We start from the raw sequence: 21,096 nt of genomic DNA on the forward strand, positions 1-21,096 counted from the left end.
GGGACACACTAGGGTTCCCCGGGTGCCCGTCGTCGACATGGTCCTCATCGCCCTAGCGGGGGTGGGTGCGGGCGCCATCAACGCGATCGTCGGGTCGGGCACCCTGATCACGTTCCCGACGCTCGTCGCGCTCGGTTATCCGCCGGTCACGGCGACCATGTCGAACGCGGTCGGACTGGTGGCCGGGGGAGTGTCCGGCACCTGGGGTTACCGCCGCGAACTGCGCGGGCAATGGCATCGGCTGCGCTGGCAGATCCCGGGTTCCCTCCTTGGAGCGATGGCGGGGGCGTGGCTGCTGCTGCACCTGCCCGAGAAGGTGTTCATCGCGATCGTCCCGGTGCTGCTGATCGCGGCGCTGATCCTGGTGATCGTCGGCCCGAGGATCCAGGCGTGGGCCAGGCAGCGGTCCGAGAGCGCCGGGCGCTCGCTCGACCACATCAGCCGCGGCAGGATGGCCGCGCTGGTGATCGGGACGTTCCTCGTCGGCGTGTACGGCGGCTACTTCACCGCGGCGCAGGGGATCCTGCTGATCGCGGTCATGGGGGCGCTGCTGCCCGAGGACATGCAACGGATGAACGCCGCCAAGAACCTGCTGTCGCTGATCGTGAACGTCGTCGCGGCCGTCGCGTACACGTTGGTCGCCTTCGACCGGATCAGCTGGGCCGCTGCGGGTCTCATCGCGGTCGGTTCGCTGCTCGGCGGGTTCCTCGGGGCGCACTACGGCCGACGGCTGTCGCCGAACGCCCTGCGGGCGGTCATCGTCGTGGTCGGCCTGATCGGGCTGTGGCGGCTGGTGACCGTCTAGAACCGTGTGCGCTTGTCCTCCTGGGCGAGGACGTCCTCGAGGTCGCCGAGCCGGTTCAACCCCTGTACCGCCCGGCGGGTGCGCATGTTGCGCTCGAGCCGGTCGCGGTGGCGGTGCACGAAGGCCCAGTAGCCGGCCGTGAACGGGCAGGCGTCCTCGCCGAGGCGTTTACGCGGGTCGTAGGCGCAGTCGCCGCAGTGGTCGCTCATCTTGTTGATGTAGGCGCCGCCGGAGGTGTACGGCTTGGTGGCGAGCATGCCACCGTCGGCGTGCTGGCTCATCCCGACGACGTTGGTGGGCATGACCCAGCGGAAGCCGTCGACGTAGGCGGTGGCGTACCACTCGGTGAGTTCGCGAGGGTGGTATCCGCGCTGCAGGGCGTGGCTGCCGAGGATCATCAGCCGCTGGATGTGGTGCGTCCAGCCCCGGTCACGAAGCCCCATCAGCGCGTGGCGCAGGCATTCGGCGGTCACGGCGTCGGCGTCGAGGTCGGCCCACCAGTCCGGAAGCGGTGTCCTGGCGTCGAGTTCGTTGCTGTCGACGTACCGCTCGCCGAAATGCCAGTAGAGATGCCACATGTACTCGCGCCAGCCGAGGATCTGGCGGATGAACCCCTCGACGGCAGCCAGCGGCGCGGTCCCGTCGCGGTAGGCCTGTTCGGCGGCGTACACAGCGTCGAGGGGGTGGAGCACGCCGAGGTTGAGCGGCACCGACAACAGTGAGTGCGACATCGCCCAGTCCTCGCCCATCATCGCGTCCTCGTAGTCGCCGAAGGTCGGCAGGCGGTGCTCGATGAAGCGGGTGAGGGCGCGTTTGGCTTCGGCGGGTGTGACGGCGAACAGGCGGGGGCCGTCGGCGCCGACGGTGTCGAGGTCCATCCGGTCGAGGTCGCGGCGGACCTCTTCGTCGATGTCGTCCTCGCGGGGCTTGTACGGCGCGGGCACGTCGAGGGTGCGCCGCTTCTTCGGTGGGGAGTGGCGGTTCTCCTCGTCGTAGTTCCACCGGTTGCCGACGGGATCGGCCCCGCTCATCAGGACGTCGAAGCGGCGGCGTTGGTCGCGGTAGAAGTCCTCCATGCGGAACCGGGTGCGGTTCCCGGCCCACTGTTCGAAGTCCTTGCGCGGCAACGCGAATGTCGGGGTGGGCAGGATGTCGGCGACGAGGCCACGCTGTTTGAGGCGGTGGACGAACCTCTCGGCGGCGAAGGACGTCGGCTCGTGGACGAGGACGGGCCGGCCGTAGCGTTCGAGCGCGTCGGTGTAGGTCTCGGAGCGGAGGAGGGTGGCGCGGTCGCCGAGGTCGCGGTCGGCGTGGCGCAGCGCGGACAGCACGATGTGCAGTTTCTGGCGGTGGTAGCGGCGCTTGCGCAGGGCGTGGTCGGCCTCGATGAGCAGCACGTCGCGGTGGGCGTGCTCGCCGCCGTGGACGGCCGGGCCGAGTTGGTCGGCGAAGAGCCACAGTGGGGTGTCGTCACGCGTACCGGTCACCTCTTCGAGGCTACGAGGGGCGCTGGGTGGGCTCGAGTGTGCGACGTCATACGCCGTCCTCGGCGTGTCGCGTACGAATCCGCACAACGGCGAAGCGGTTGGGATTCGCGGCGGGGGGTGCGGTAGGCTCACGTGCTGCCGCAGGAGCAATCCCGCGGCAACGGGCTGTGGCGCAGCTTGGTAGCGCACTTGACTGGGGGTCAAGTGGTCGCAGGTTCAAATCCTGTCAGCCCGACGCAGGTCAGAGGCGGTTTCCGAGAATTCGGAAGCCGCCTTTTCTCATTCGGCCCAACTCCGGGCCCCGGTGTCGGGCCGACCTCAAAGTTGTGAACAACTATCACTGTCTCCTCATGGTCCACTGTGACAACAGCGGTAACAATGGGGAATCGTTCGACACCGACCACCACGTCAGGACGCGTTCGGCGGCTGAAAGGGTTCCCCAGTGCAGATGGTCAAGGGATTGGGTGTGGCACTGACCGCCGTCGCCCTGTCGACGACATCGATCGCGGTGGCTACACCGAAGGCCAATGCCAGCACGGTCAACTGGGATGCGATCGCACAGTGCGAATCCAGCGGTAATTGGGCGATCAACACCGGCAACGGGTTCTACGGTGGCCTGCAGTTCCTGCCCGCCACGTGGCGGGAGCACGGCGGTGTCGGCTCTCCGGACAAGGCGCCGCGCGAATACCAGATAGCCATCGCCGAGCGTGTTCTGCGCACCCAGGGGATCGGCGCGTGGCCCGTTTGTGGTGCGTACGCTCTGTCCCCGAGGTCGTCGGCTCCTCCCGGTACGGGTAGCGCGTGCCGGGTCATGTCCGGGCTCGTGCTCGGTGTCGTCAACCTCAACAGAATGTGCGCCGCACTGACGAGCCAGGCACGTGCGGTGGCTTCGGCACTGGCCCGCTGACGCTCAGACCCGCCGCTAACGGGGAATGCCCCCGGGGACGATCCTCACCTGAGGACCGAACAGCGCATGGTGGCACCATCCGCTGTGACGGCGAATGAGCGGGGCAACGCTGTGGACTCGACCGGACACGACCTGTTCGCGGGGCGCTACGTGCTCCGCGGGGTCCTGGGCGCCGGCGGTATGGCCGAGGTGCGCGACGCCTGGGATACCCGACTCGACCGCCCCGTCGCGATCAAGATCCTGCACCCGGCCATGAACGCCCAGCCGGAAACCCTGAACCGGTTCCGCGACGAAGCACGGTCAGCGGCGATGCTGTCCCATCCGAACATCGTCGCGGTGCACGACTACGGCGAGCAGGACGGCACACCGTTCATCGTCATGGAGCGCCTGCCCGGCCGGACTCTGCACGACGTCATGGCCGACGGTCCGCTGGCACCGGACCAGGTGCGCTCCATGCTCGACGACGTCCTGGCCGCCCTGTCCGTCGCCCACTCCGCGGGTGTGCTGCACCGCGACATCAAACCGGCCAACATTCTGCTGTCGGTCACCGGGGACAGCGTCAAGGTCGCCGACTTCGGTATCGCGAAAGCCGGCGGGGCCGCCCACACCATGACCGGTCAGATCATCGGCACCATGGCTTACATGAGTCCCGAGCGCGTCACCGGGGCTCCGGCGTCGGTGGCCGACGATCTCTACGCAGTGGGCGTCGTGGGCTACGAGGCGATCGTGGGCCACCGCGCCTTCCCGCAGGACAGCCCCGTCGCGGTGGCGCGGGCCATCATGGACGACCCACCGCCCCCGCTGCGTGAGGTGCGGCCGGATCTCGACCCCGTCCTGGCCGGGACGATCGACCGCGCAATGACCCGTGACCCCGCCCAACGCTTCGGCGACGCCGCCCAGATGCGCGCCGCAGTCAACGGCGACCGCCGGGCACTGCTCGCCGGTGCCGCACCCGCCACGGCGGCTCCGCCACGGCCCGCCACAAAGGTTCTCGACCAACCGTTGCCGCCGTCGGCGCACTACGTCCTGCCGCCACCGCCGCCGTCGCGGTGGCGCCAACTGCCGGGGCGCACCCGCAAGGCGATATTCGCCGCCGCGATACTCGTGTGCCTGACCGTCTCCGCTCTCGCACTCGCAGCCGAGCCGTTCTCCACCGCACCATCACCACAACCGAGCAGCACCAGCACTCCCGCGCCCACTCCCAGCAGCACCCCGTCATCTGCCATCGAACAGCCGCAGGACGGGTCCGGCGACAAGGAGCAAAAGAAAGAAGAGAAGAAGCGCGAAGGCCGCGGAAACGGCAACGGCTGAAACGCTGGATTGAGCGCGCCGCAGGTCAGGCCGCCGGGACAACTCCGTGATCCGGCTGCACGTCGCGGTCGGGATGCGAGGCCGAAGCCAACACGTCTACGGCGCACACCGCGCAGTACCGCACGCCCAACGTGGGATAGCCACACGCCCTACACACAGCCACACAAGCCTTCTCGGCAAACCAACCCGTCCCCATGACGCCACCGCCCCTTCATCGTTGGCGCACGGTTACCCGCCGCTGTACAAGATCAAGCAACCGGTGTCGGCGGGGGCCGCCGCGCGAGGTCAGGTGCGGATGCTCGAACGGGCACCGCGACGGTGAAGACGGTCCCCCTCCCGGCGCCGGCGCTGTCGGCGGCGATGGTGCCGCCGTGGGCCTCGACCACCGCCTTGGCGATCGCCAATCCGATTCCGGCGCCGCCGTTCTGGCGCGCCCGGGCGGAGTCCGCCCGGTAGAACCGCTCGAACACGTGCGGCAGGTGCTCGGCGGCGATCCCTTCACCGTTGTCGGACACGCGAATCAACACCCGGTGCCCGTCACGCCTGGCGCTGATCTCGACCCGTCCGCCGGAGGGCGTGTGGCGCAGAGCATTGTCGAGCAGATTCGCCAGTACCTGGCTCATGCGCTGCTCGTCTCCCCACAGCGGTGGCAGGTCGACGTCCACTGCCGTGCACAATTCCACACCTTTACGGGAGTAGCCCGACTGTGCCGCCGCGGCGCAACGCTGCACCAGCGAGTGGATGTCGATCGGCTCGAGCTCCATCGATGCGGAGCTCTCCTCGGCGCGGGCGAGCGCACCGAGATCGCCTGCGAACCGGACCAGTCGTCCAGTCTGGTCACGCAGCATCGCGGCGGTTTCGGGGGTGAGGCTGCGGACCCCGTCCTCGATCGCCTCGAAGTACGCCTCGAGCACCGCGACCGGGGTGCGGATCTCGTGGGCGAGGTCGCTGAACAGTCGGCGACGAGTCACCTCGACCGACTGCAGTTGCGACGCCATCTGGTTGAACGCGTGGGCGAGCGCGTCGAAGTCCTCACCGAGATGGGGCGGCGAGACCCGGATGTCGTACCGGCCGTCGGCGACCGCGGTTGCCGCCGAGGCGACTTCGGTGATCGAGCGCTGCAGCCGGCGGCTGAGGTACCAGCTGACGGCCAGTGCGGCCAGCACCGAGACCGCGAGTGCGCCGGTGATGGAGATGGCCGTGGCGTACCCGTACGCTTCCTCGGCGTGCATCTCCTCGAGCGAGTTCGGCGGTACGCCCGCCTGATGGAGGTGGTCGCGGAAGAGGGGTGGTCCGACGATCGCGGCCGCCATCGACGTGGTGGCCGCACCGACGGTGAGCACGATCGCCTGCGCTGCGAACAGTCGCGCGCCGATGCCGGCCGTCATCGGGAACTTCCCATCCGGTAGCCCACACCCCGCACGGTCATGATGAACCGGGGGTTCGCGGCGTCGTCTCCGAGCTTGCGCCGCAGATGGCCGATGTGGACGTCGACGAGGTGCTCGTTACCCACCCACGGCCCCTCGCGCACGATGTCGAGCAGTTGACGCCGACTCAGCACGACCCCCGGCCGCGCGGACAACGCCTCCAGGATGTCGAATTCCGTGCGGGTCAACAAGATCGATTCACCGTCGAGGCCCACTTCACGGGCCGCCACATCGATGCTGAGCGGACCGAACACTCGTGGCGGCGGCAGGTCCTCGGTGTCGGCGCCGGCGACGGGACGCATGCGGGGCCGCCGAAGCATGGCCCTGATACGCGCCACCAGTTCCCGCGGGCTGAACGGTTTCGTGACGTAGTCGTCGGCGCCGACGGTCAGCCCGAGGACCGTGTCCAGTTCCGTGTTGCGGGCGGTGAGCATGACCACGTAGGCGTCCGAGAAGGTGCGGAGCTGGCGGCACACCTCGAGGCCGTCGATACCCGGCAGGCCGATGTCGAGGATGACGACGTCCGGATCGAGGCCGCGGGCGACGGCGATGGCCTCCGCACCGCTGCCGACGACGGAGGCCTCGAACTGCTCGCGCTCCAGATAGCTCGCCACCACCTCGGCCAACGCGGTCTCGTCGTCGACCACCAGTGCGCGGTAGCCGTGGGTACGAGTCGTTGAACCGGTCGACTGTTCCATGAATCCCATCGTGCCCGCCGGCGTCGCGGCCGGAGGGATCCCCGGGCGCATCAGGGCCGCGGCACCGGGCTCATCGACTCGAGGTAATACGTTTCGCGCCCAGTGGGGAAGCCGCCGCCGTTGGTGGCGATGTGGACGTGGTCGTAGTGATTGGCCGTCTCGTTGCCGTAATCCGCCGTCCAACTCGGCGCACCGATGCCCGGGTAGAAGCCCTGCCGCCAGATGACGTGCAGCACTCCCCACCGGCGGGCGTTGGCCAACGCCAATCCGGCGATCTGGTTGCCGAGCTCGATGCCCTCATCGGAGCCGTGGTTCGGGATCATCACGTCGATCGCCAGACCGTTGGGGTGCCACTTGAGCGGATCCTGCCGATATCCGCCGATGGTTTTGATCTCGGGGAACATCACGCCGATGGCGCGGGCCGCCCAGATCGTCTTCACCTGAAGACCACCCTCGGGCGCGACACCTGCGGGCAGTTCGAACTTGAAATCCCGCGCAGCGACGGGCGCACTCGCCGCCAGCAGTTCGGCCTCGTCGGCCCGGGCGACGGACGGCGGGGCCGCGGGCACGGACGTCGGGGCGGCAGCAGCGGCCAGGGGGGCCTCGGCGACCCTGGGAGCGTCTTCGGTGTCCTGCGCGTAGACCATCGCCGCGGAGACGGCCAGCGAGGTGGCGAGCGCCACCCAGCGGCCCATCCCGTTCGCTGAGATCGTCCACCCCATGCGCAGCACTCTAGAGTCGGAAGCGGTGCGGCACGGGGATTCCGCGCCGATTCGGTGAATCGTGATCGCACGTAGTCCTACTCATCCGCCGGATCCCCTCGGCGGGGATGCTGAACGCATGGCGGAACTCGATACGCGACCGACCCACGACAAGGTGCGCCGCCGAGACCGCGCTGTGGACGTCGCTCGGCTCACGGCTCTGGTGGTCGTCATGTTCGGCCACTGCGCGCTCTTGCTGGCCACCATCGACTCCGGCGGCGTGCGGATCGGGAACCTGCTGGGTGCGGTGCCCGCGATCGCCCCGGTGACCTGGGTGGTCCAGGTGATGCCGCTGTTCTTCCTGGCCGGCGGTGCGGCAGGCGCCTACGGCTGGCACGCCGGGACGCCCTGGGGTGCATGGCTTTTCACCCGGGCCCAGCGGCTGTGCCGACCGGTGTTCTGGTATCTGGCGGCGTGGGCGGCCGTCCTTCTCGTGGTGCGGCTGCTGCTGGGCGCGGAGTCCGCGGACGCGCTCGGTCGCGAAAGCGTCGCGCTGCTGTGGTTCCTGGGTGTGTACCTGATCGCGCTCGCCTTCGTGCCGGCGTTGACCCGGCTGCGGACGGGCGGTGCGGTGGCCCTTCTGATCATCGCCCTGCTGACCGTCGCGTGGGCCGTCGACGGCATCAGGTCCGCCGTCGGCACGCCCGAGGTCGGCGTCGTCAACTTCCTGGTCGTCTGGCTCATCCCGGTGGTGCTCGGCGTGGCCTATGCACGCGGATTGATCAGGCCCCTCGCCGCGATCGCCGCGGCGGTGGCGGCGTTCGCCGCGCAGTGTGCCCTCACGTTCACCGGCGCCTATGAGGTCGCGCTCGTGGTGACCGGTGTCGAGCGGGTGTCCAACACCTCGCCGCCCACGTTGCTGCTCGCACTTCACTGCACGTGGATGTCCTGCGCGTTCGTCGTCGTGGCGGGGCGGCTGCGCCGGTGGGCGGCCCGACCGCGGGTCTGGGATGCCGTCGCGGTGGGCAACGCGGGAGCCATGACGCTCTACCTCTGGCACATCCCCGCGATCGCGATCGCCGCGTTCTCGCTGCACGCGGTCGGCCTGGACGCGTTCGACGTGGATGCGCCGGACTTCTGGGCACTGCTGGCACTACGGGCGGTCGTCTTCGCCGTGGTCATGGCCCTGCTCTTCAAGTTGCTCGCACCGCTGGAGCACCGGCCACTTCCGTGGTGGGACGACCCCGCGGCGGCCACCGGCGTCCGCTCGGCCCTCGCGGGCGGGTTGATCTGTGTCGCCGGTGTGGCTTCGGTGCTGATGGCCAAGCAGGGGCTGGCCGGCGTCGGCGGGTGGACGGCGCTCGGCGGGTTCCTTCTCGCGGCGGTGGCCGCACGGGTGTGTGCCGGGTGGCGGTGAGCGACCGCGCCCACTGGGACCGCAGATACGACCGGCTCGGCCCGTCGGCGGCCGGGTCGATCGGTCTGCCCGACATCTTCACCGCCCACTCGGACGCGTTCCCCACCGCGGGGTCCGCACTCGACGTCGCCTGCGGGCAGGGCCGCGTCTCGATCTGGCTCGCCGAGCGTGGCCTGGACGTCCGGGGGTTGGACATCTCCTCGGTCGCGGTCGAACAGGCCGCGGCCACCGCTCGAGAGCGCGGTGTGGCCGACCGCTGCCGGTTCGACGTGGTCGATCTCGACTGCGGCCTGCCGCCCGGCCCGCCCGTGGACGTCGTCGTGTGCCACCTTTTCCGCGACGAACGCCTGGACCGGGCGATGGTGGCCCGGCTGAGACCCGGTGGACTGCTCGCCGTCGCCGCTCTGAGCGAGGTCGGCGCCGCACCGGGCCGCTACCGGGTGGCTCCCGGGGCGCTCACCCACGCGTTCGCCGACCTCCAGATCGTCGCCGCCGGCGAGAGGTCCGGCACGGCGTGGCTGCTCGGTCGCCGGACCGCGTCATGTTGAGATCCGCCGAGCGTGGGTAGTCCGCCGGTATGTCTGAGACTCTGGCGACGTTGCCGTCCGCCGTGCGTTCAACCGTCTCCGGGGCGCTCGGAGACCCGCTGCGGCTGTTCGCCGAACCCGGCCCGGTGTACGAGGCCGACGTGGCGTTCGACGACGATGCGCGGATGCCCGGGCTCACGCAGTTGCTGCGGCCCGGCCGGCGGTACACCACCTTCGTGCGGATCGCACCGACGAGTACCGACGCCGTGGTCCGCACCGTGTGCGTCAAATTCCCCGACGCCTACGGCCCGGGAACCGATCAGGACTTCCTGTTCGCGTCCTCCGGTGACGGCGCGCCGTTGCACCACTTCACCTTTCCCCGAACGCGGGCCGATGACCAGCTCTACTCCTCGCTGTGGCTCTACCTCGCGGGCGTACGTCCCGTCGTCTTCGGCGTTTCCGCGGCGGCCGGCTCGCAGACCGGAGTGCTGGGCCGCGGCGACCGGTTCGAATTCCTCATCGGCGGTGTGATCGGCCGGTTCCACCGGGTGGGTGACATCCAGTTGGGTAGCGAGATCCCGCAGGCGTCGGTCTCTTTCGCGGCGAGCAACAGCGGGGGAGGACTACGCCCGTTGCCACCGGTGATGTTCTACCGCGGCTGAGCCTCCGCGCGGGGGATGGGGCACGATGTCGTTGATGAGCGCGTTACGTGTATTGACCGGGTTGGGCGTCACCGCCGTGATGTTGGCGGCGGGATGTGCCGACGCCCACGACGCCGGTGCGGCGCCGATTGTCCAGTCGCAATTCCGTATCACGGTGCTCGACGAGGTACCGCACGACACGTCGGCGTTCACCCAGGGTCTGGAGTTCGACGGCGCGGCATTGTTCGAGACCACCGGACTCGCCGGGCAGTCACAGTTGCGCGAACTCGACCCCGGCACGGGTGCGGTGCGGCGTTCGACGCCGCTACCCGGCGGATACTTCGGTGAGGGTATGACCGCCGTCGGCAACCGCATCTGGCAGGTCACTTATCGCGATGGTGTCGCAATCGAATGGGACAAAACAGCCTTCGTTCCGATTCGGGAGATTCCCATCGAGGGTGAGGGGTGGGGTGTGTGCTTCGACGGTGGCCGGATCGTCCGTAGCGATGGCAGCGACCGGCTGCGATTCGTCGCACCCGCCGACTTCACCGAGATCGGCGGCGTGACCGTCACCAGACCGGGCGGAGAAGCGGTCGCGGGTCTCAACGAGCTGGAATGTGTTGACGGCCAAGTGTGGGCGAATGTGTGGCCCACCGACGAGATCATCCGGATCGACCCGGGCACGGGAACGGTGAACGCTTCGGTCGATGCCGCGCCGCTGCGTCGAGCGGAACCAGATGTCAACGTGCTCAACGGTATTGCCTACACCGGTGACGGACAGTACCTGATCACTGGCAAGAACTGGTCGACGATGTACCGGGTGCGCTTCGACGCGATGTAGCGGTTTGTGACCAAGGTCACTAATTGGTCTCGATCTTCGACACGGCCGCGCGAGGTCCTCGGCCGACGGCCGTTCGCGCGTGACACTTTTCGCATGCGGGTCGAGGAAACCATGTGGGATGTGCTGCTTCCGAAGGACGTTGACGATCGCTGCGGGTATTCACCCCGTGCTGCGCTGGCCGAACTGGTGGCCAAGCAGTTGCCGTCGTACAAACGTCTGCTGCGCGTGGTGACGTGGTCACCCGACGCCGGTCATCTGTTCCGCCCGACGCCGAACTTCCGGCGGTACGCGGTCTGCTACGAGGTCGAACTCGCGACCTGAACGACCGGTCAGCCTGCCCACGAGAAGGGTTGGCGCCGGCGCGTGACCCGGTCGAGTCGCGCGCACGCCGCATCGACGCTGTCTGCGAGCGGTAATTCCCCCTGCGGATCGCAGATTCGCAACAGCCGCCGTACCTCCCCGCCCGGCACGATCACCCAGTCGACGTCGATCCGCGTGCAACTCACGCTCATGTAGTGCAGCGCGCTGAAACCCTGCGACCCGAAGAAGGTGACGCCGGTCAGGTCGACGATCAGCTGGGTCGCCGAGGCGGTGTGGCACTCGACGTAGCGGCCGAGATCGCGCCCGTTGGTGGCATCGATCTCGCCGACCGCGGTGACCACCGAGAGGGTCGGCGGCAGCGACCGGATGGAGAACACGGCGCGCCCGCGCTGTTGCGGCGATTCTGCCGCCGAGGGGTCGGGACGGAAAACCCGGACGGTTCCGACGTCAATCATGGGTGGGACTCCCTCGATTGTGATGCCCCGACAGGTAGTGCGGTCACCGCGATACGGAGCTCGCACGCCGCCGGGGGATGGCCGGCGAGCCTTGACCGGATGACCAGGCCGCTGGCTGCGCTTCTCAACCTGTGACGCAGATTACTACGGAATGCGTCGTATTACTACAAGCTTAAGGAGGTTCTCAGGTACGCCCCCACCTGCGGCTTTGCTCGCAATCTCCGTTGCGCTGTGGCAAACGACGGACGAATCGCGACCAGCAACGACGGATTGCGTAGTTCCTCAAACTGCCGGGTGCACAACGGCCCCGATGCCGGTTCGAGGGGGTAGAGTGACACACATCCCGTTCGGGAGGCGTCACCGTTTAGTGCAAAGCGGCCCGCTGCAGGCGGTAGTCCGATCAAGCCAACGGTCCTATTTCCGCCGATGTCACCGCCAGCCGTCATGGCTCCCGTTGGCCACAGCACCGTCTCCCGGATAAGCAAGGCATGCGTCGAACAGCCGGCGTCGCCTTCGCGTCCGCACCGAGTCCGGAAGGACCCGCGATGACGATCATTGACGACACACTCCAGGTGACGGCCAAAAGGCCGTCCACTCGTACCCAAGACGACTACACCGATGTCCCGGACATGTTCCGCCTGCTGTCGGTATTGAGCCCCGGAACCCCGGATCACGACCGGCAGCGTGAACGCATCGTGACGCGATGCCTTCCGTTGGCCGACCACATCGCATTCCGCTATCACCGCAAGGGCGAGAACCTCGACGATCTCGTGCAGATCGCCCGGGTCGGGTTGATGCATGCGGTGAACCGCTTCGATCCCGAGAACGGCGCCAACTTCCTGTCGTTCGCAGTGCCCACGATGCTGGGCGAGATCCGACGCCACTTCCGGGACAACGGATGGGCGATGCACGTCCCACGCCGGCTCAAGGATCTGCACGTGCAGATCACCCGGGCGACCCCGCGGCTGACGCAGTCGCTCGGCCGTCCCCCCACACCCACCGATCTGGCCGCCGAACTCGGGGCCGACCGGCAGGAAGTGGTGGAGTGCCTGGTTGCCGGTGACGCGTACAGCCTGCGCTCGATCGACAGCCCCATCTCATCGTCGGACGACACGACGCGTTCGCTCGCCGACACGCTCGGCGAGGTCGACGGGGAGATGGAGCACATCACCGACCGTGAGTCGCTGCGTCCGCTGCTGGCGGCGCTGACCGAACGTGAGCGCACCGTGATCAGCCTCAGGTTCTTCGCGTCGATGACGCAGACGCAGATCGCCGAGCGAATCGGTGTCTCGCAGATGCAGGTCTCGCGGATCCTGGCCAAGACACTTCAGCAGTTGCGCGACGGGATGAGCTGACCTGTAGGTCAGCCCCCGGAGCGCTGGCGGACCGCGACCGCGATCTCGTTGCGACGCCGGAACGGCAGCGTCCACGGCGGATCGTAGAACCATGCCGCCGGTTCGCCGATCGGTTCGAAGGCGCTGTCTCGCAACGTGTTCTGCAGTTCCTCGGTGCGTTCGGCGACGGTTCGCGGGCCGCGGTCGCCGGTGAAGGTGAGTACCGCGACGGTCTCGGCCGGCACCACCGTCAACCGCACGCGATCGTCGTTCGGGGTGGGCAGGGTGTCCATCGTCCATTTCGAGGGCATGAAAAACCGGATCGTCCACTCACCTGCGGCATCGGAGGACTGCGCCACCGGCGCGGTCATCGCGATCTTGGTGCCGCGCTGCTGGGTGACGGGAGCGGTCATCGCGATCTCGGTGCCGCCGTGGTTGCCGCCGAAGATGTACCGCGCGAGGCGGCGAAACCCTTCGTTGCGTGAGGCTTCCTCGTCGGCGGACACGGTGGTCTCCGCGGCGATCCGCTGGTCGTAACGGCGGATCTCGACTGACGCCGACAGTGGCTGCGTGGTGTGCGGGGGCTCCTCGGTGCCGTGCCGGATCCCCACGACGGCCCCCGCACCCTCGGCCACCTGGCCGGCTATCCGAAACACTGGAGTCGAGCACGTCGTCCGTCCTTTCGTCGGTCCACGCACGATTAGCCGGTGGCGGAGCCCGGCAAACGGCGCGGGGTGGGGCGTAATGAACGCGACATCGGTCTGTGCGTCACGTCAGGTTTGGTGCGTGATCACTTCTGGGAACAGAGGTCCCGAACGCCTCGACGCGAGGCAGGGAACAGGAAGGACCAACACATGGCCGACGACAACAGCGGCAACAGCGGACCGGAGGAAGCCGTCAAGGGCGCGGTCGAAGGGGTCAAGGGCAAGGCCAAGGAGGTCGCGGGCGCGGTACTGGGCCGTGACGACCTCTACCGGGAGGGTCAGGCGCAGCAGGACAAGGCCGACGCCCAACGCGACGCCGCCAAGAAGGAGGCCGAAGCCGAGGCCGCGCGCGGTTCGGCCAAGGTCGCCGAGGAGCGGCAGAAGTCCGAACAGAACGACAACTGAGAACACCGACTGACGGCCGGCCCGCGCCTCCTGCAGGTGCGGGCCGTTCGTGTGTCCGGATCAGGTCAGCGCGGAACGGGCGAGCCGGCGGACCCGGTTCTTGTCGATCTTGCCGTTCGTCGTCAGCGGCAAGGCGTCGACGAACAGCACATGGCGTGGGCGCTTGAACCCGGTGAGCCGCGCCCGCACGTGCTCGACCAGCGCCGACTCGGTGGGGTGTCGACCCTCGGCCGCCACGACGACCGCGCACACCGCTTCACCCCAGTATTCGTCCGGCACACCGACCACGGCGGCCGATTCCACTTCCGGGTGGTCGGTCAGGACGTCCTCCACTTCGCGGGAGGACACGTTCTCCCCACCCGTGACCACGATGTCCCTGCGGCGGTCCACCACGTACAGGTTGCCGTCCGCGTCGATGCGGCCGATGTCACCGGTGGCCAGCCACCCTTCACCGTCCACCGCAGAACGCCCGCGCCAGTAGCTGGTGGCAACCTGGGGGCCGCGGACCAGGATCTCACCGTCGTCGCCGATCCGGACCTCGACATGCGGATGGGGTCGGCCGGCGCCGGCCAGGATCGCGGGGTGCCCGGCGAGGCCGCGCCGGTGGTCGCCGGGGCCGAGGAAGGTGACGTTCCCGCCGGTCTCGGTCATGCCGTAACCCTGATGGAAGTCGACGTCGAGGCGTTCGAGTGCGGTGCGCAGGAGCTCGGCCGGGATCGCGGCGGACCCGTAGGCGATCGACCGCAGGGTCGGCAGCGTGGCACCGGTGGCCCGCAGGTGGTCGAGCAGTGCATGCAGCATCGTCGGAGCCAGTGAACAGGCGGTCACCGCGCAGTCGTTGATGGTGCGCGCGATCGCGTCGGCCCGGAACTGCGCCGCGAGCACCACGGTGGCGGCGACGGCGTGCTGCACCAGCATGTTGTAGCCGGCGATGTGGCACATCGGAAACGGCAACAGGTACACCCCGCCGCGGGGGACGGCGCGGCCGATGACCGAACCTTGCACGGCGGCGAGTATCGAACGGTGGCTGTGCACAACGCCTTTAGGAGTGCCGGTCGATCCGCTGGTGAACAGCAGCCAGGCGGGGTCCTCGGGTGCGCACGCGACGTCGACGCCGGGCTCGCCCGGTTCGGCCGTGAGCTCCGGAGATCCGGCCGCAATCACGTGGCGCACCGACGGGACCTGGGACCGCAGCTCGGTCAGTGCGTCCACGTAGGTCTGGTCGCCGATGACGACGGTGGGTTCGGTGAGCGCCAGCTGGGTGTACTGCTCGTCGGCCCGCAGGCGCTGGTTGACCAGCGTCAGCACCCGGCCGGCGCGTGGCACCGCGTAGTACAGCCGGGCGTAGGCAGTGCTGTTGTCGGCGATGACCGCGATCCGGTCACCCGGTTCGCTGTGGGTCGCGACCCATCCGGCGACCGACCGGATCTGCCGGTCGAACTGTGCGAACGAGGTCGCGGCGCCGTCGGGTCCGATGACCGCCGGGCGGTCCGGATCCGCGGCGGCGGCCGACGTCACGAGGTCGTGCAGGAGCATGTCTACCGCGGCACCCCGAGCGCGAGCACCGCCGCATCGTCCTCGACGCCGTCGCCCAGATCGGCCAGCAGGTTCCGCAACGTCTCGACGATCGCGGTCGCCGTGGTGGGCGCATGCGCGCGGGCCAGTTCCATCAGCGCGTCATGGTCGTCGAATCGTTCTGCGCCGCTTCCGATCCGGGCCTCGGTGACCCCGTCGGTGTACAGCACCAGGGTGTCACCGGCGCCGAGGTGCACACGCGCCGAGGCGAACCGGGCGTTGGTGAAGATGCCGACGGCCTGACCGCCCTCGGTGGTGATCTTGTGGACACCGCCGTCGGCGCGAAGCAGAAGCGCCGGTGGATGACCACCGCTGGCCAGATGCACGTCGAACCCCCCGTTGTGGCGGGCGAGCACCCCGTAGATCACGGTGCAGAAATGCGAACGGTCCGCACCGAACTCGTTGATGAGCACGGTGTCGAGGTTGTGCAACACCGCCACCGGATCGTCGTCGAACACCGCCGCCGCCCGCAGCGTGTAGCGGGTCAGCGACGCGACGGTCGCCGCGCTGATCCCTTTCCCGCAACTGTCGCCCAGGAAGAATGCCGAACGGCCGGGAGCCAGCGCGAACAGATCGTAGAAGTCGCCGCCGACCTCGTCGTGCGATGCCGCGTGCAGGTGGGCGCAGGCCTCCAGGCCCGCGGGAGGGGACAGGGCAGGCGGCAGCAGGGAGCGTTTCAGTGTCCGCGCGAGCGCGGTCGCCCTGGTTCGCTCCTGCTCGGCGCGTTCCCGCTCGGCCAGGAGTTCGCGTTCATAGGCTCGCCGGTCGCTGGCGTCCTGGAGGACGAACCGGATGGTCGCCGGCGCTCCGCCTGTGTCGGTCTTGACGTTCGCGGCGATCAGCGCGGGCAGACGGGCGCCGCCCGACGCGATGAGATCGACTGCGACACCCTGTAATTCACCGGTGAGATGCAGCAGGGGAACGAAGTGGGTCTCGAAGTGGATCCGACTGCCGACGGTCAACAGATCGGTGAACGGTGTGCCGATCAACTCGTCGCGGGAGCGGCCGAGCCAGCGCACCAGCGTCTCGTTCACCGAGATGATCCGCCGGTCGGGCGCGGTCGCGAGTTGACCGCACGGGGCGTGCTCGTACAGATCCTCGACGGAGCATTCCGGTGCAGGTGCCGCACCCTCGGCGCTGTTCACGTCGACCGGGCGAACCCGGCGATGGCCTCGGCGGTCTCCGCCGGGGCGCTCAGATGGGGGCAGTGGCCGCTGGTGTCCAGAGTGACCAGCGTGCTGCCGGCGATGCGGCCGTGGACGAATTCCCCGACACCGCGCGGGGCGATCGCGTCGTGTGCGCACTCGATGATCAACGTGGGTACACCCACGCCGTCGAGATCGTCCCGGTTGTCGGACAGGAACGTCGCGCGCGCGAACACCCGCGCCCGCGTCGGGTCGGTGCGGCAGAAACTCTCGGCCAACTCCTCCGACAGCTCCGGCTGCTCCGGCGCGCCCATGATGGTCGGGGCCATCGCGCGTGACCATCCGAGGTAGTTGCTCTCGAGGGATTCGAGGAGCTCGTCGATGTCCGCCCTGGTGAATCCGCCCCGGTAGTCGCCGTCGTCGACGTAGCACGGTGACGGGGTGAGCAGCACGAGTTTCGCAAACCGGCCAGGGTCGGCGCGGACGGCGAGCACCCCCATCATCGCGGCGACAGAATGCCCGACGAACACGACGTCGCGCAGGTCGAGTTCGCGCAGCAGTTCGAGGATGTCCTCGGCGTAACCATCCAGTGACGAGTAGCGGTCGGCGTCCCACGCAGCGGGGTCCGAGGCCCCGGAACCCACATGGTCGAACAGGACCACCCGGAATTCCGGCGCGAGTCGTGCGGTCACCAACCGCCACAGGTTCTGGTCGCAGCCGAACCCGTGCGCGAGGACAATCGTGGGCCCGTGCTCGGCCCCGACGATCCGGACGTTGTTCCGTGAGCGCACATCCATCGAGATGATCCTTTCATCCCGAGCGTGTGACGGGGGAGCCTCCGGGCGGAATTTCCACCGGCCCCGGTCGTCAGCTGCTGACGCTCTCCGTGGCAACGGCTTTCGCCCAGCGGTAGTCGGCCTTACCCGCCGGCGACCGGACGACCTTCTCGGCCCTGAGAAACACCTTCGGCACCTTGTAGCGGGCGATCGACCGGGAACACACCTCGGCGAGTTCCTCGTCGGTCGCCGAGGCGCCCTCGGCGAGCTGCACGACCGCAACGACCTCGCTGCCCCACCGCTCGGAGGGCCGGCCGACCACCACGACGTCGTACACCGCCGGATGCGCCGCGACCGCGCGTTCCACCTCCTCGGCGAAGATCTTCTCCCCGCCGGAGTTGATGGTCACCGAATCGCGGCCCAGTAGCTCGATCCGCCCGTCCGCCAACACATTCGCGCGATCACCGGGCACCGACCAGCGGACCCCGTCGATGGTGGGGAAGGTCTTGGCGGTTTTGGCTGCGTCTCCGAGATATCCGAGGGGGACGAGGTCGCGCCGTGCCAGCCAGCCCGGCCCCTCACCGGGTTGCAGAACCCGCGTGAAGTCGGCGGAGACCACCGCGGTGTCGCTCTGCGGTGTGAACGTCGCGGCCTCGACCTCGGCGCCGGCGCTGGCGTAGGTGCTCATCTGGGCGCCGGACTCCGAGGACCCCACCGCGTCCATGACGATGACGTGCGGCAATGCTGCCAGGATCCGGTCGCGCACCGTCGGCGACAGCGGTGCGCCGCCGTTGGTCAGCGTGACGAGCCCCGACAGGTCGTAGTCGCCGCGCTCGATCTCGTCGAGCAGGGGGCGGGCCACCGCGTCGCCGACCATCGGGATGCTCAGCACGCGTTCGCGGGCGGCGACGCGGAGCGCATCGTCGGCGTGGAGGCGGTCGACATGGTCGGGGATGGCCAGCCTGCCGCCCATCGTCACCGCGTTGTAGGCGGCCCACTGCGCGGCGCCGTGCATGAAGGGCGGGATCATCAACAGCCCCATCGCGCCCGCGCCGGCCCGTGCCCGTTCGGCGAGCTCCTCATATGAGGACAGGAACGTGTCGCTGCCGAACGGTCGGCCGCCCATCGAGGACAGGAAGATGTCGTGCTGGCGCCACAGCACACCCTTCGGCATTCCGGTGGTGCCGCCGGTGTAGAGGATGTAGAGGTCGTCGCCGGTCGGCGTCGGCATTCCACCGGCAGGTGCGGGCGTGGTGACGATCGACTCGTAATCGACTGCGCCGGGCAGCAGTTCGTTACCGGAGTCGTCGGCGACCTGGATCAGCACCCGCAGGTTCGGCAGTCGGTCCCGCACCGCGGCGACCTGCGGCGCGAACTCCGCGGCGTAGACGAGAGCCTTCGCGTCGGCGTCGGTGAGCAGATAGGTGAGTTCTTCGTCGACGTAGCGGTAGTTCACGTTGAACGGTGCGACGCGGGCCCGGTAGCTGCCGATCATCGCCTCGAGGTACTCGTTGCCGTTGCGCAGGTAGATCCCCAGGTGGTCCTGCCCCGATTCGTGCCCCTGCAGGCGATCGCGTTTGGTATGGCAGCCCAGGCCCACCGATGTCAGATAGTGCGCGACGCCATCCACCCGGGCGTCGGATTCGGCATAGCTGAGCCTGCGGTCCCGCCACACCAGGAACGTGTTGTCCGGAACCGCTTCGGCGACCGTCTTGAACACGGTCGACAGATCGAAACTCACACCACCGTCGCTCATGGCCATGACCATACAACTACGCGAACATCGTATGGTCGAAGTGTCAGGCCGGATGCAGACCGCTGCCGGTCAGCACCGTCGGCTGCCATCCCCTGGCGCCGACGCACAGCAGTGGCCTGCCGTCGGGCGCTTGGGCGGTGGACTGTGGGCCGGGGCAGGGTGCGCCGATGTCCTGCACGCCGTACAGCGCGTACGTCGCCGTCCAGAAGCCCGTGTACACCGGCGGCCACTGGTTCGGGATCCACTTGCACTGCAGCGGTTCGCCGCCACGGCCGCGCCCGAACACATTGCGCTCCCAGCTGTAACAGGGCGCCCCGAGCTTGGCCTCGTAGCTCATCCCCGGCACGTCGGTGGGATACCGGCCGGGATCGTCGTGGTAGTCGTTGGACGGGTCGGCAAGGGCGCCCGGCGCCAGTCCGACAGCGGCGCCCGCGATCGACACGGCGACGAAGAGTTCACGAAACATGTCCCACCCTCACGGCTGACTCGATGGCCTCGCGGCAAAGCGTAACCGGTGGCCGACGGGCGCGACCGCTTTCCGTCTACTCCGCGGAGTCGCCGGGCGTATTCGCGTCGAGCACGCTGACCGCGATCCCGTACGGCAGGAACCGCACCTTGCGGGTCGGGTCGGTGTTGTTCTTGTTGGCCCGCAGCGCGTCGAGTTCGGTGGGGAACACCTGCTCGATGTGGGCATCGCCGTCGGCGTCGACGGTGTAGATCGCCCACACGCCGTCGCCGGTCTCACCGGTGGTCTCCGGCTCGGTCCTGGGCCGGCCGAACCGCCCCAACTCGTCGATCAGGGCACCCCACCCGGCGCGCTCACCCGAGGTGGTGAAGAAGCGGCCGACGCCTTCCAGTGCTTCACGCGCGACCCGGTCTAAGTCGTCGGGGTCGAAGCCGAATGGTCCGTTGTTGCTCATTGCAGTTCGCCGATCGTGGGCCGTGTGTCCATCGTTGCCGTCCTCCTCAAGTACCGCAACACTCACGGTACTCACAGTTGGATCCGAGGCGCGCGAGATAGGTGACCGTATGACCTTCACCCAGGCCGACCTGCTGTCCGCCGTCGAGCGCTCACCGCGCCTGGCGGCCGCACACGACCGTGCCGGGTGGGTGTCGCTGTACACGCCCGACGCCGTGATCGAGGATCCCGTCGGCAGCCGGGCGCACCGCGGCACCGATCGCATCGACCGCTTCTATGCGACGTTCATCGCCCCGCGCGACATCGCCTTCCACGTCCGCTCCGACGTGGTGGTGGACCAGACGGTCGTCCGCGACGTCGACCTCGAGGTGCGGATGTCGCCGCGGGTGACGATGACGATCCCCGCCGTCCTCCAATACGACCTCGCCCCGGTCGGCGGCCGGCCGAAGATCTCCCGTCTGCAGGCGTTCTGGGAGTTGCCGGGCATGGTGGGCCAGTTCCTGCGCAGCGGGCCGCGAGCGGTCCCGGTCGGCGGGGCGCTGGGCGTCGCGCTGCTGCGCAACCAGGGGCCGGCCGGTGCGGCAGGGTTCCTCGCGGGCCTGCGGAGTGTGGGTGCGACCGGCAAGCGGGGCGTCGAGCGGTTCCTGCGCGACGCCGCGGGCGGCGATGAGGTGGCCGTGCGGCGGAGGCTCGGCCGGGGCACTCGGGTGACCGTCGGCGAACACCGCCCGCTCAGCGGCACGGATCTGCTCGCCCTGTTGGCCGGCGGTCGGTGCGACAGGCTGATCGCCGCCGGACGCCACGTGGTGGCCGCGGTGCGTACCCCCGACGGTGAACCCGCGGTGCTGATCGCCGATGTCGGGACGCGACCGTTCACGATCGCGCGCCTGCGCGTCTTCGCGGGGCCGGGGTTAACCGGGGTGGACGGCGGGTAGACCTGCCCC

General features: G+C 68.9%; 23 protein-coding genes and 1 tRNA gene. 12 read left to right on the forward strand and 12 right to left on the reverse strand.

Features of this window, described 5'->3' with window-relative positions:
- The first annotated feature begins 37 nt into the window (after nucleotides 1-37).
- Entirely contained in the window at nucleotides 38-805 is a 768-nt protein-coding gene (locus G6N49_RS08115) for a sulfite exporter TauE/SafE family protein (protein ID WP_011855856.1), read from the forward strand.
- On the opposite strand, the gene G6N49_RS08120 is transcribed toward G6N49_RS08115, so the two are convergent.
- Nucleotides 802-2,292, reverse strand: a complete 1,491-nt coding sequence (locus G6N49_RS08120) for a cryptochrome/photolyase family protein (protein WP_011855855.1) — start codon at nucleotides 2,290-2,292, stop codon at nucleotides 802-804. The two genes, G6N49_RS08115 and G6N49_RS08120, sit on opposite strands and share 4 nt — an antisense overlap.
- A 161-nt stretch (nucleotides 2,293-2,453) precedes the next feature.
- On the opposite strand from G6N49_RS08120, the gene G6N49_RS08125 reads away from it, so the two are divergent.
- From G6N49_RS08125 to G6N49_RS08135, 3 genes are all read left to right on the forward strand, one after another.
- Nucleotides 2,454-2,527: transfer RNA gene (locus G6N49_RS08125), tRNA-Pro, on the forward strand.
- A 213-nt stretch (nucleotides 2,528-2,740) separates the two neighbouring features.
- Complete coding sequence (locus tag G6N49_RS08130) at nucleotides 2,741-3,199, forward strand: transglycosylase family protein (RefSeq protein WP_011768245.1); 459 nt, start codon at nucleotides 2,741-2,743, stop codon at nucleotides 3,197-3,199.
- A gap of 66 nt (nucleotides 3,200-3,265) precedes the next feature.
- A complete protein-coding gene (locus G6N49_RS08135) occupies nucleotides 3,266-4,510 on the forward strand; it encodes a serine/threonine-protein kinase (RefSeq protein WP_011855854.1) in 1,245 nt (414 codons plus the stop codon).
- Nucleotides 4,511-4,758: 248 nt separating this feature from the next.
- Here G6N49_RS08135 and G6N49_RS08140 read toward each other — a convergent pair whose 3' ends face one another.
- Genes G6N49_RS08140 through G6N49_RS08150 form a run of 3 tightly spaced genes read right to left on the reverse strand, consistent with a single transcriptional unit; the run spans nucleotide 4,759 to nucleotide 7,357 of the window.
- Entirely contained in the window at nucleotides 4,759-5,898 is a 1,140-nt protein-coding gene (locus G6N49_RS08140) for a sensor histidine kinase (protein WP_011855853.1), read from the reverse strand.
- Nucleotides 5,895-6,635: a response regulator gene (locus tag G6N49_RS08145; RefSeq protein ID WP_179967741.1), complete on the reverse strand. Its 741-nt coding sequence runs from the start codon at nucleotides 6,633-6,635 to the stop codon at nucleotides 5,895-5,897. The genes G6N49_RS08140 and G6N49_RS08145 overlap by 4 nt, the downstream gene beginning before the upstream one ends.
- A 50-nt stretch (nucleotides 6,636-6,685) precedes the next feature.
- The gene (locus G6N49_RS08150; RefSeq protein ID WP_041309709.1) at nucleotides 6,686-7,357 is read right to left on the reverse strand and encodes a VldE C-terminal domain-containing protein; all 672 of its coding nucleotides are present in this window, start codon (nucleotides 7,355-7,357) and stop codon (nucleotides 6,686-6,688) included.
- Between the two features lie 118 nt (nucleotides 7,358-7,475).
- On the opposite strand from G6N49_RS08150, the gene G6N49_RS08155 reads away from it, so the two are divergent.
- From G6N49_RS08155 to G6N49_RS08175, 5 genes are all read left to right on the forward strand, one after another.
- Complete coding sequence (locus G6N49_RS08155; protein ID WP_011855851.1) at nucleotides 7,476-8,753, forward strand: acyltransferase family protein; 1,278 nt, start codon at nucleotides 7,476-7,478, stop codon at nucleotides 8,751-8,753.
- Nucleotides 8,744-9,301 carry a class I SAM-dependent methyltransferase gene (locus tag G6N49_RS08160; protein WP_407665038.1) on the forward strand — a complete coding sequence of 186 codons (558 nt, stop codon included), beginning with the start codon at nucleotides 8,744-8,746 and terminating at the stop codon, nucleotides 9,299-9,301. The genes G6N49_RS08155 and G6N49_RS08160 overlap by 10 nt, the downstream gene beginning before the upstream one ends.
- Before the next feature lie 29 nt (nucleotides 9,302-9,330).
- Entirely contained in the window at nucleotides 9,331-9,942 is a 612-nt protein-coding gene (locus G6N49_RS08165; protein ID WP_011855849.1) for a hypothetical protein, read from the forward strand.
- A gap of 25 nt (nucleotides 9,943-9,967) precedes the next feature.
- The gene (locus G6N49_RS08170) at nucleotides 9,968-10,762 is read left to right on the forward strand and encodes a glutaminyl-peptide cyclotransferase (protein ID WP_011855848.1); all 795 of its coding nucleotides are present in this window, start codon (nucleotides 9,968-9,970) and stop codon (nucleotides 10,760-10,762) included.
- A 93-nt stretch (nucleotides 10,763-10,855) separates the two neighbouring features.
- Nucleotides 10,856-11,083 (forward strand): hypothetical protein, encoded by a 228-nt coding sequence (locus G6N49_RS08175; RefSeq protein ID WP_225892142.1) that lies wholly within the window; start codon nucleotides 10,856-10,858, stop codon nucleotides 11,081-11,083.
- A gap of 8 nt (nucleotides 11,084-11,091) precedes the next feature.
- Here the strand turns inward: G6N49_RS08175 and G6N49_RS08180 are convergent, their stop codons facing one another.
- Nucleotides 11,092-11,538: an STAS domain-containing protein gene (locus G6N49_RS08180; protein ID WP_011560291.1), complete on the reverse strand. Its 447-nt coding sequence runs from the start codon at nucleotides 11,536-11,538 to the stop codon at nucleotides 11,092-11,094.
- A 545-nt stretch (nucleotides 11,539-12,083) separates the two neighbouring features.
- Here G6N49_RS08180 and G6N49_RS08185 point away from each other — a divergent pair.
- Nucleotides 12,084-12,893: a SigB/SigF/SigG family RNA polymerase sigma factor gene (locus G6N49_RS08185; protein ID WP_011560290.1), complete on the forward strand. Its 810-nt coding sequence runs from the start codon at nucleotides 12,084-12,086 to the stop codon at nucleotides 12,891-12,893.
- Nucleotides 12,894-12,901: 8 nt separating this feature from the next.
- On the opposite strand, the gene G6N49_RS08190 is transcribed toward G6N49_RS08185, so the two are convergent.
- Nucleotides 12,902-13,570: an SOUL family heme-binding protein gene (locus G6N49_RS08190; protein ID WP_011855847.1), complete on the reverse strand. Its 669-nt coding sequence runs from the start codon at nucleotides 13,568-13,570 to the stop codon at nucleotides 12,902-12,904.
- Nucleotides 13,571-13,726: 156 nt separating this feature from the next.
- Between G6N49_RS08190 and mbp1 the strand changes: the two genes are divergently transcribed.
- Complete coding sequence (gene mbp1, locus G6N49_RS08195) at nucleotides 13,727-13,981, forward strand: microaggregate-binding protein 1 (protein ID WP_041925075.1); 255 nt, start codon at nucleotides 13,727-13,729, stop codon at nucleotides 13,979-13,981.
- Nucleotides 13,982-14,041: 60 nt separating this feature from the next.
- On the opposite strand, the gene G6N49_RS08200 is transcribed toward mbp1, so the two are convergent.
- From G6N49_RS08200 to G6N49_RS08225, 6 genes are all read right to left on the reverse strand, one after another.
- On the reverse strand, nucleotides 14,042-15,517 hold the full coding sequence (locus tag G6N49_RS08200) for an AMP-binding protein (protein WP_011855845.1): 1,476 nt from the start codon (nucleotides 15,515-15,517) through the stop codon (nucleotides 14,042-14,044).
- 2 nt (nucleotides 15,518-15,519) lie between these two features.
- Nucleotides 15,520-16,701, reverse strand: coding sequence for a PP2C family protein-serine/threonine phosphatase (locus tag G6N49_RS08205; RefSeq protein ID WP_011855844.1), 1,182 nt, complete (start codon nucleotides 16,699-16,701; stop codon nucleotides 15,520-15,522).
- A complete protein-coding gene (locus G6N49_RS08210) occupies nucleotides 16,698-17,498 on the reverse strand; it encodes an alpha/beta fold hydrolase (protein ID WP_011560285.1) in 801 nt (266 codons plus the stop codon). The genes G6N49_RS08205 and G6N49_RS08210 overlap by 4 nt, the downstream gene beginning before the upstream one ends.
- A 70-nt stretch (nucleotides 17,499-17,568) precedes the next feature.
- Complete coding sequence (locus tag G6N49_RS08215) at nucleotides 17,569-19,245, reverse strand: acyl-CoA synthetase (RefSeq protein ID WP_011560284.1); 1,677 nt, start codon at nucleotides 19,243-19,245, stop codon at nucleotides 17,569-17,571.
- Between the two features lie 31 nt (nucleotides 19,246-19,276).
- A complete protein-coding gene (locus G6N49_RS08220) occupies nucleotides 19,277-19,699 on the reverse strand; it encodes a hypothetical protein (protein ID WP_011560283.1) in 423 nt (140 codons plus the stop codon).
- A 76-nt stretch (nucleotides 19,700-19,775) separates the two neighbouring features.
- On the reverse strand, nucleotides 19,776-20,153 hold the full coding sequence (locus G6N49_RS08225) for an Rv0313 family protein (RefSeq protein WP_011560282.1): 378 nt from the start codon (nucleotides 20,151-20,153) through the stop codon (nucleotides 19,776-19,778).
- 109 nt (nucleotides 20,154-20,262) lie between these two features.
- Here G6N49_RS08225 and G6N49_RS08230 point away from each other — a divergent pair, with 109 nt between their 5' ends.
- Nucleotides 20,263-21,087: a nuclear transport factor 2 family protein gene (locus tag G6N49_RS08230; protein WP_011560281.1), complete on the forward strand. Its 825-nt coding sequence runs from the start codon at nucleotides 20,263-20,265 to the stop codon at nucleotides 21,085-21,087.
- Nucleotides 21,088-21,096: the final 9 nt, after the last annotated feature.

Source organism: Mycolicibacterium monacense (assembly GCF_010731575.1).
GTDB classification, from domain to species: Bacteria; Actinomycetota; Actinomycetes; order Mycobacteriales; family Mycobacteriaceae; genus Mycobacterium; species Mycobacterium monacense.

What these genes read in the sequence shown, in the direction of transcription:
- G6N49_RS08115 (WP_011855856.1), top strand. Translation starts at nt 38, where the DNA reads ATGGTCCTCATCGCCCTAGCGGGGGTGGGTGCGGGCGCCATCAACGCG.
- G6N49_RS08130 (WP_011768245.1), top strand. Translation starts at nt 2,741, where the DNA reads ATGGTCAAGGGATTGGGTGTGGCACTGACCGCCGTCGCCCTGTCGACG.
- G6N49_RS08135 (WP_011855854.1), top strand. Translation starts at nt 3,266, where the DNA reads ATGGTGGCACCATCCGCTGTGACGGCGAATGAGCGGGGCAACGCTGTG.
- G6N49_RS08140 (WP_011855853.1), bottom strand. Translation starts at nt 5,898, where the DNA reads ATGACGGCCGGCATCGGCGCGCGACTGTTCGCAGCGCAGGCGATCGTG.
- G6N49_RS08145 (WP_179967741.1), bottom strand. Translation starts at nt 6,635, where the DNA reads ATGGAACAGTCGACCGGTTCAACGACTCGTACCCACGGCTACCGCGCA.
- G6N49_RS08150 (WP_041309709.1), bottom strand. Translation starts at nt 7,357, where the DNA reads ATGGGGTGGACGATCTCAGCGAACGGGATGGGCCGCTGGGTGGCGCTC.
- G6N49_RS08155 (WP_011855851.1), top strand. Translation starts at nt 7,476, where the DNA reads ATGGCGGAACTCGATACGCGACCGACCCACGACAAGGTGCGCCGCCGA.
- G6N49_RS08165 (WP_011855849.1), top strand. Translation starts at nt 9,331, where the DNA reads ATGTCTGAGACTCTGGCGACGTTGCCGTCCGCCGTGCGTTCAACCGTC.
- G6N49_RS08170 (WP_011855848.1), top strand. Translation starts at nt 9,968, where the DNA reads ATGTCGTTGATGAGCGCGTTACGTGTATTGACCGGGTTGGGCGTCACC.
- G6N49_RS08175 (WP_225892142.1), top strand. Translation starts at nt 10,856, where the DNA reads ATGCGGGTCGAGGAAACCATGTGGGATGTGCTGCTTCCGAAGGACGTT.
- G6N49_RS08180 (WP_011560291.1), bottom strand. Translation starts at nt 11,538, where the DNA reads ATGATTGACGTCGGAACCGTCCGGGTTTTCCGTCCCGACCCCTCGGCG.
- G6N49_RS08185 (WP_011560290.1), top strand. Translation starts at nt 12,084, where the DNA reads ATGACGATCATTGACGACACACTCCAGGTGACGGCCAAAAGGCCGTCC.
- mbp1 (WP_041925075.1), top strand. Translation starts at nt 13,727, where the DNA reads ATGGCCGACGACAACAGCGGCAACAGCGGACCGGAGGAAGCCGTCAAG.
- G6N49_RS08200 (WP_011855845.1), bottom strand. Translation starts at nt 15,517, where the DNA reads ATGCTCCTGCACGACCTCGTGACGTCGGCCGCCGCCGCGGATCCGGAC.
- G6N49_RS08210 (WP_011560285.1), bottom strand. Translation starts at nt 17,498, where the DNA reads ATGGATGTGCGCTCACGGAACAACGTCCGGATCGTCGGGGCCGAGCAC.
- G6N49_RS08215 (WP_011560284.1), bottom strand. Translation starts at nt 19,245, where the DNA reads ATGGTCATGGCCATGAGCGACGGTGGTGTGAGTTTCGATCTGTCGACC.
- G6N49_RS08220 (WP_011560283.1), bottom strand. Translation starts at nt 19,699, where the DNA reads ATGTTTCGTGAACTCTTCGTCGCCGTGTCGATCGCGGGCGCCGCTGTC.
- G6N49_RS08225 (WP_011560282.1), bottom strand. Translation starts at nt 20,153, where the DNA reads ATGAGCAACAACGGACCATTCGGCTTCGACCCCGACGACTTAGACCGG.
- G6N49_RS08230 (WP_011560281.1), top strand. Translation starts at nt 20,263, where the DNA reads ATGACCTTCACCCAGGCCGACCTGCTGTCCGCCGTCGAGCGCTCACCG.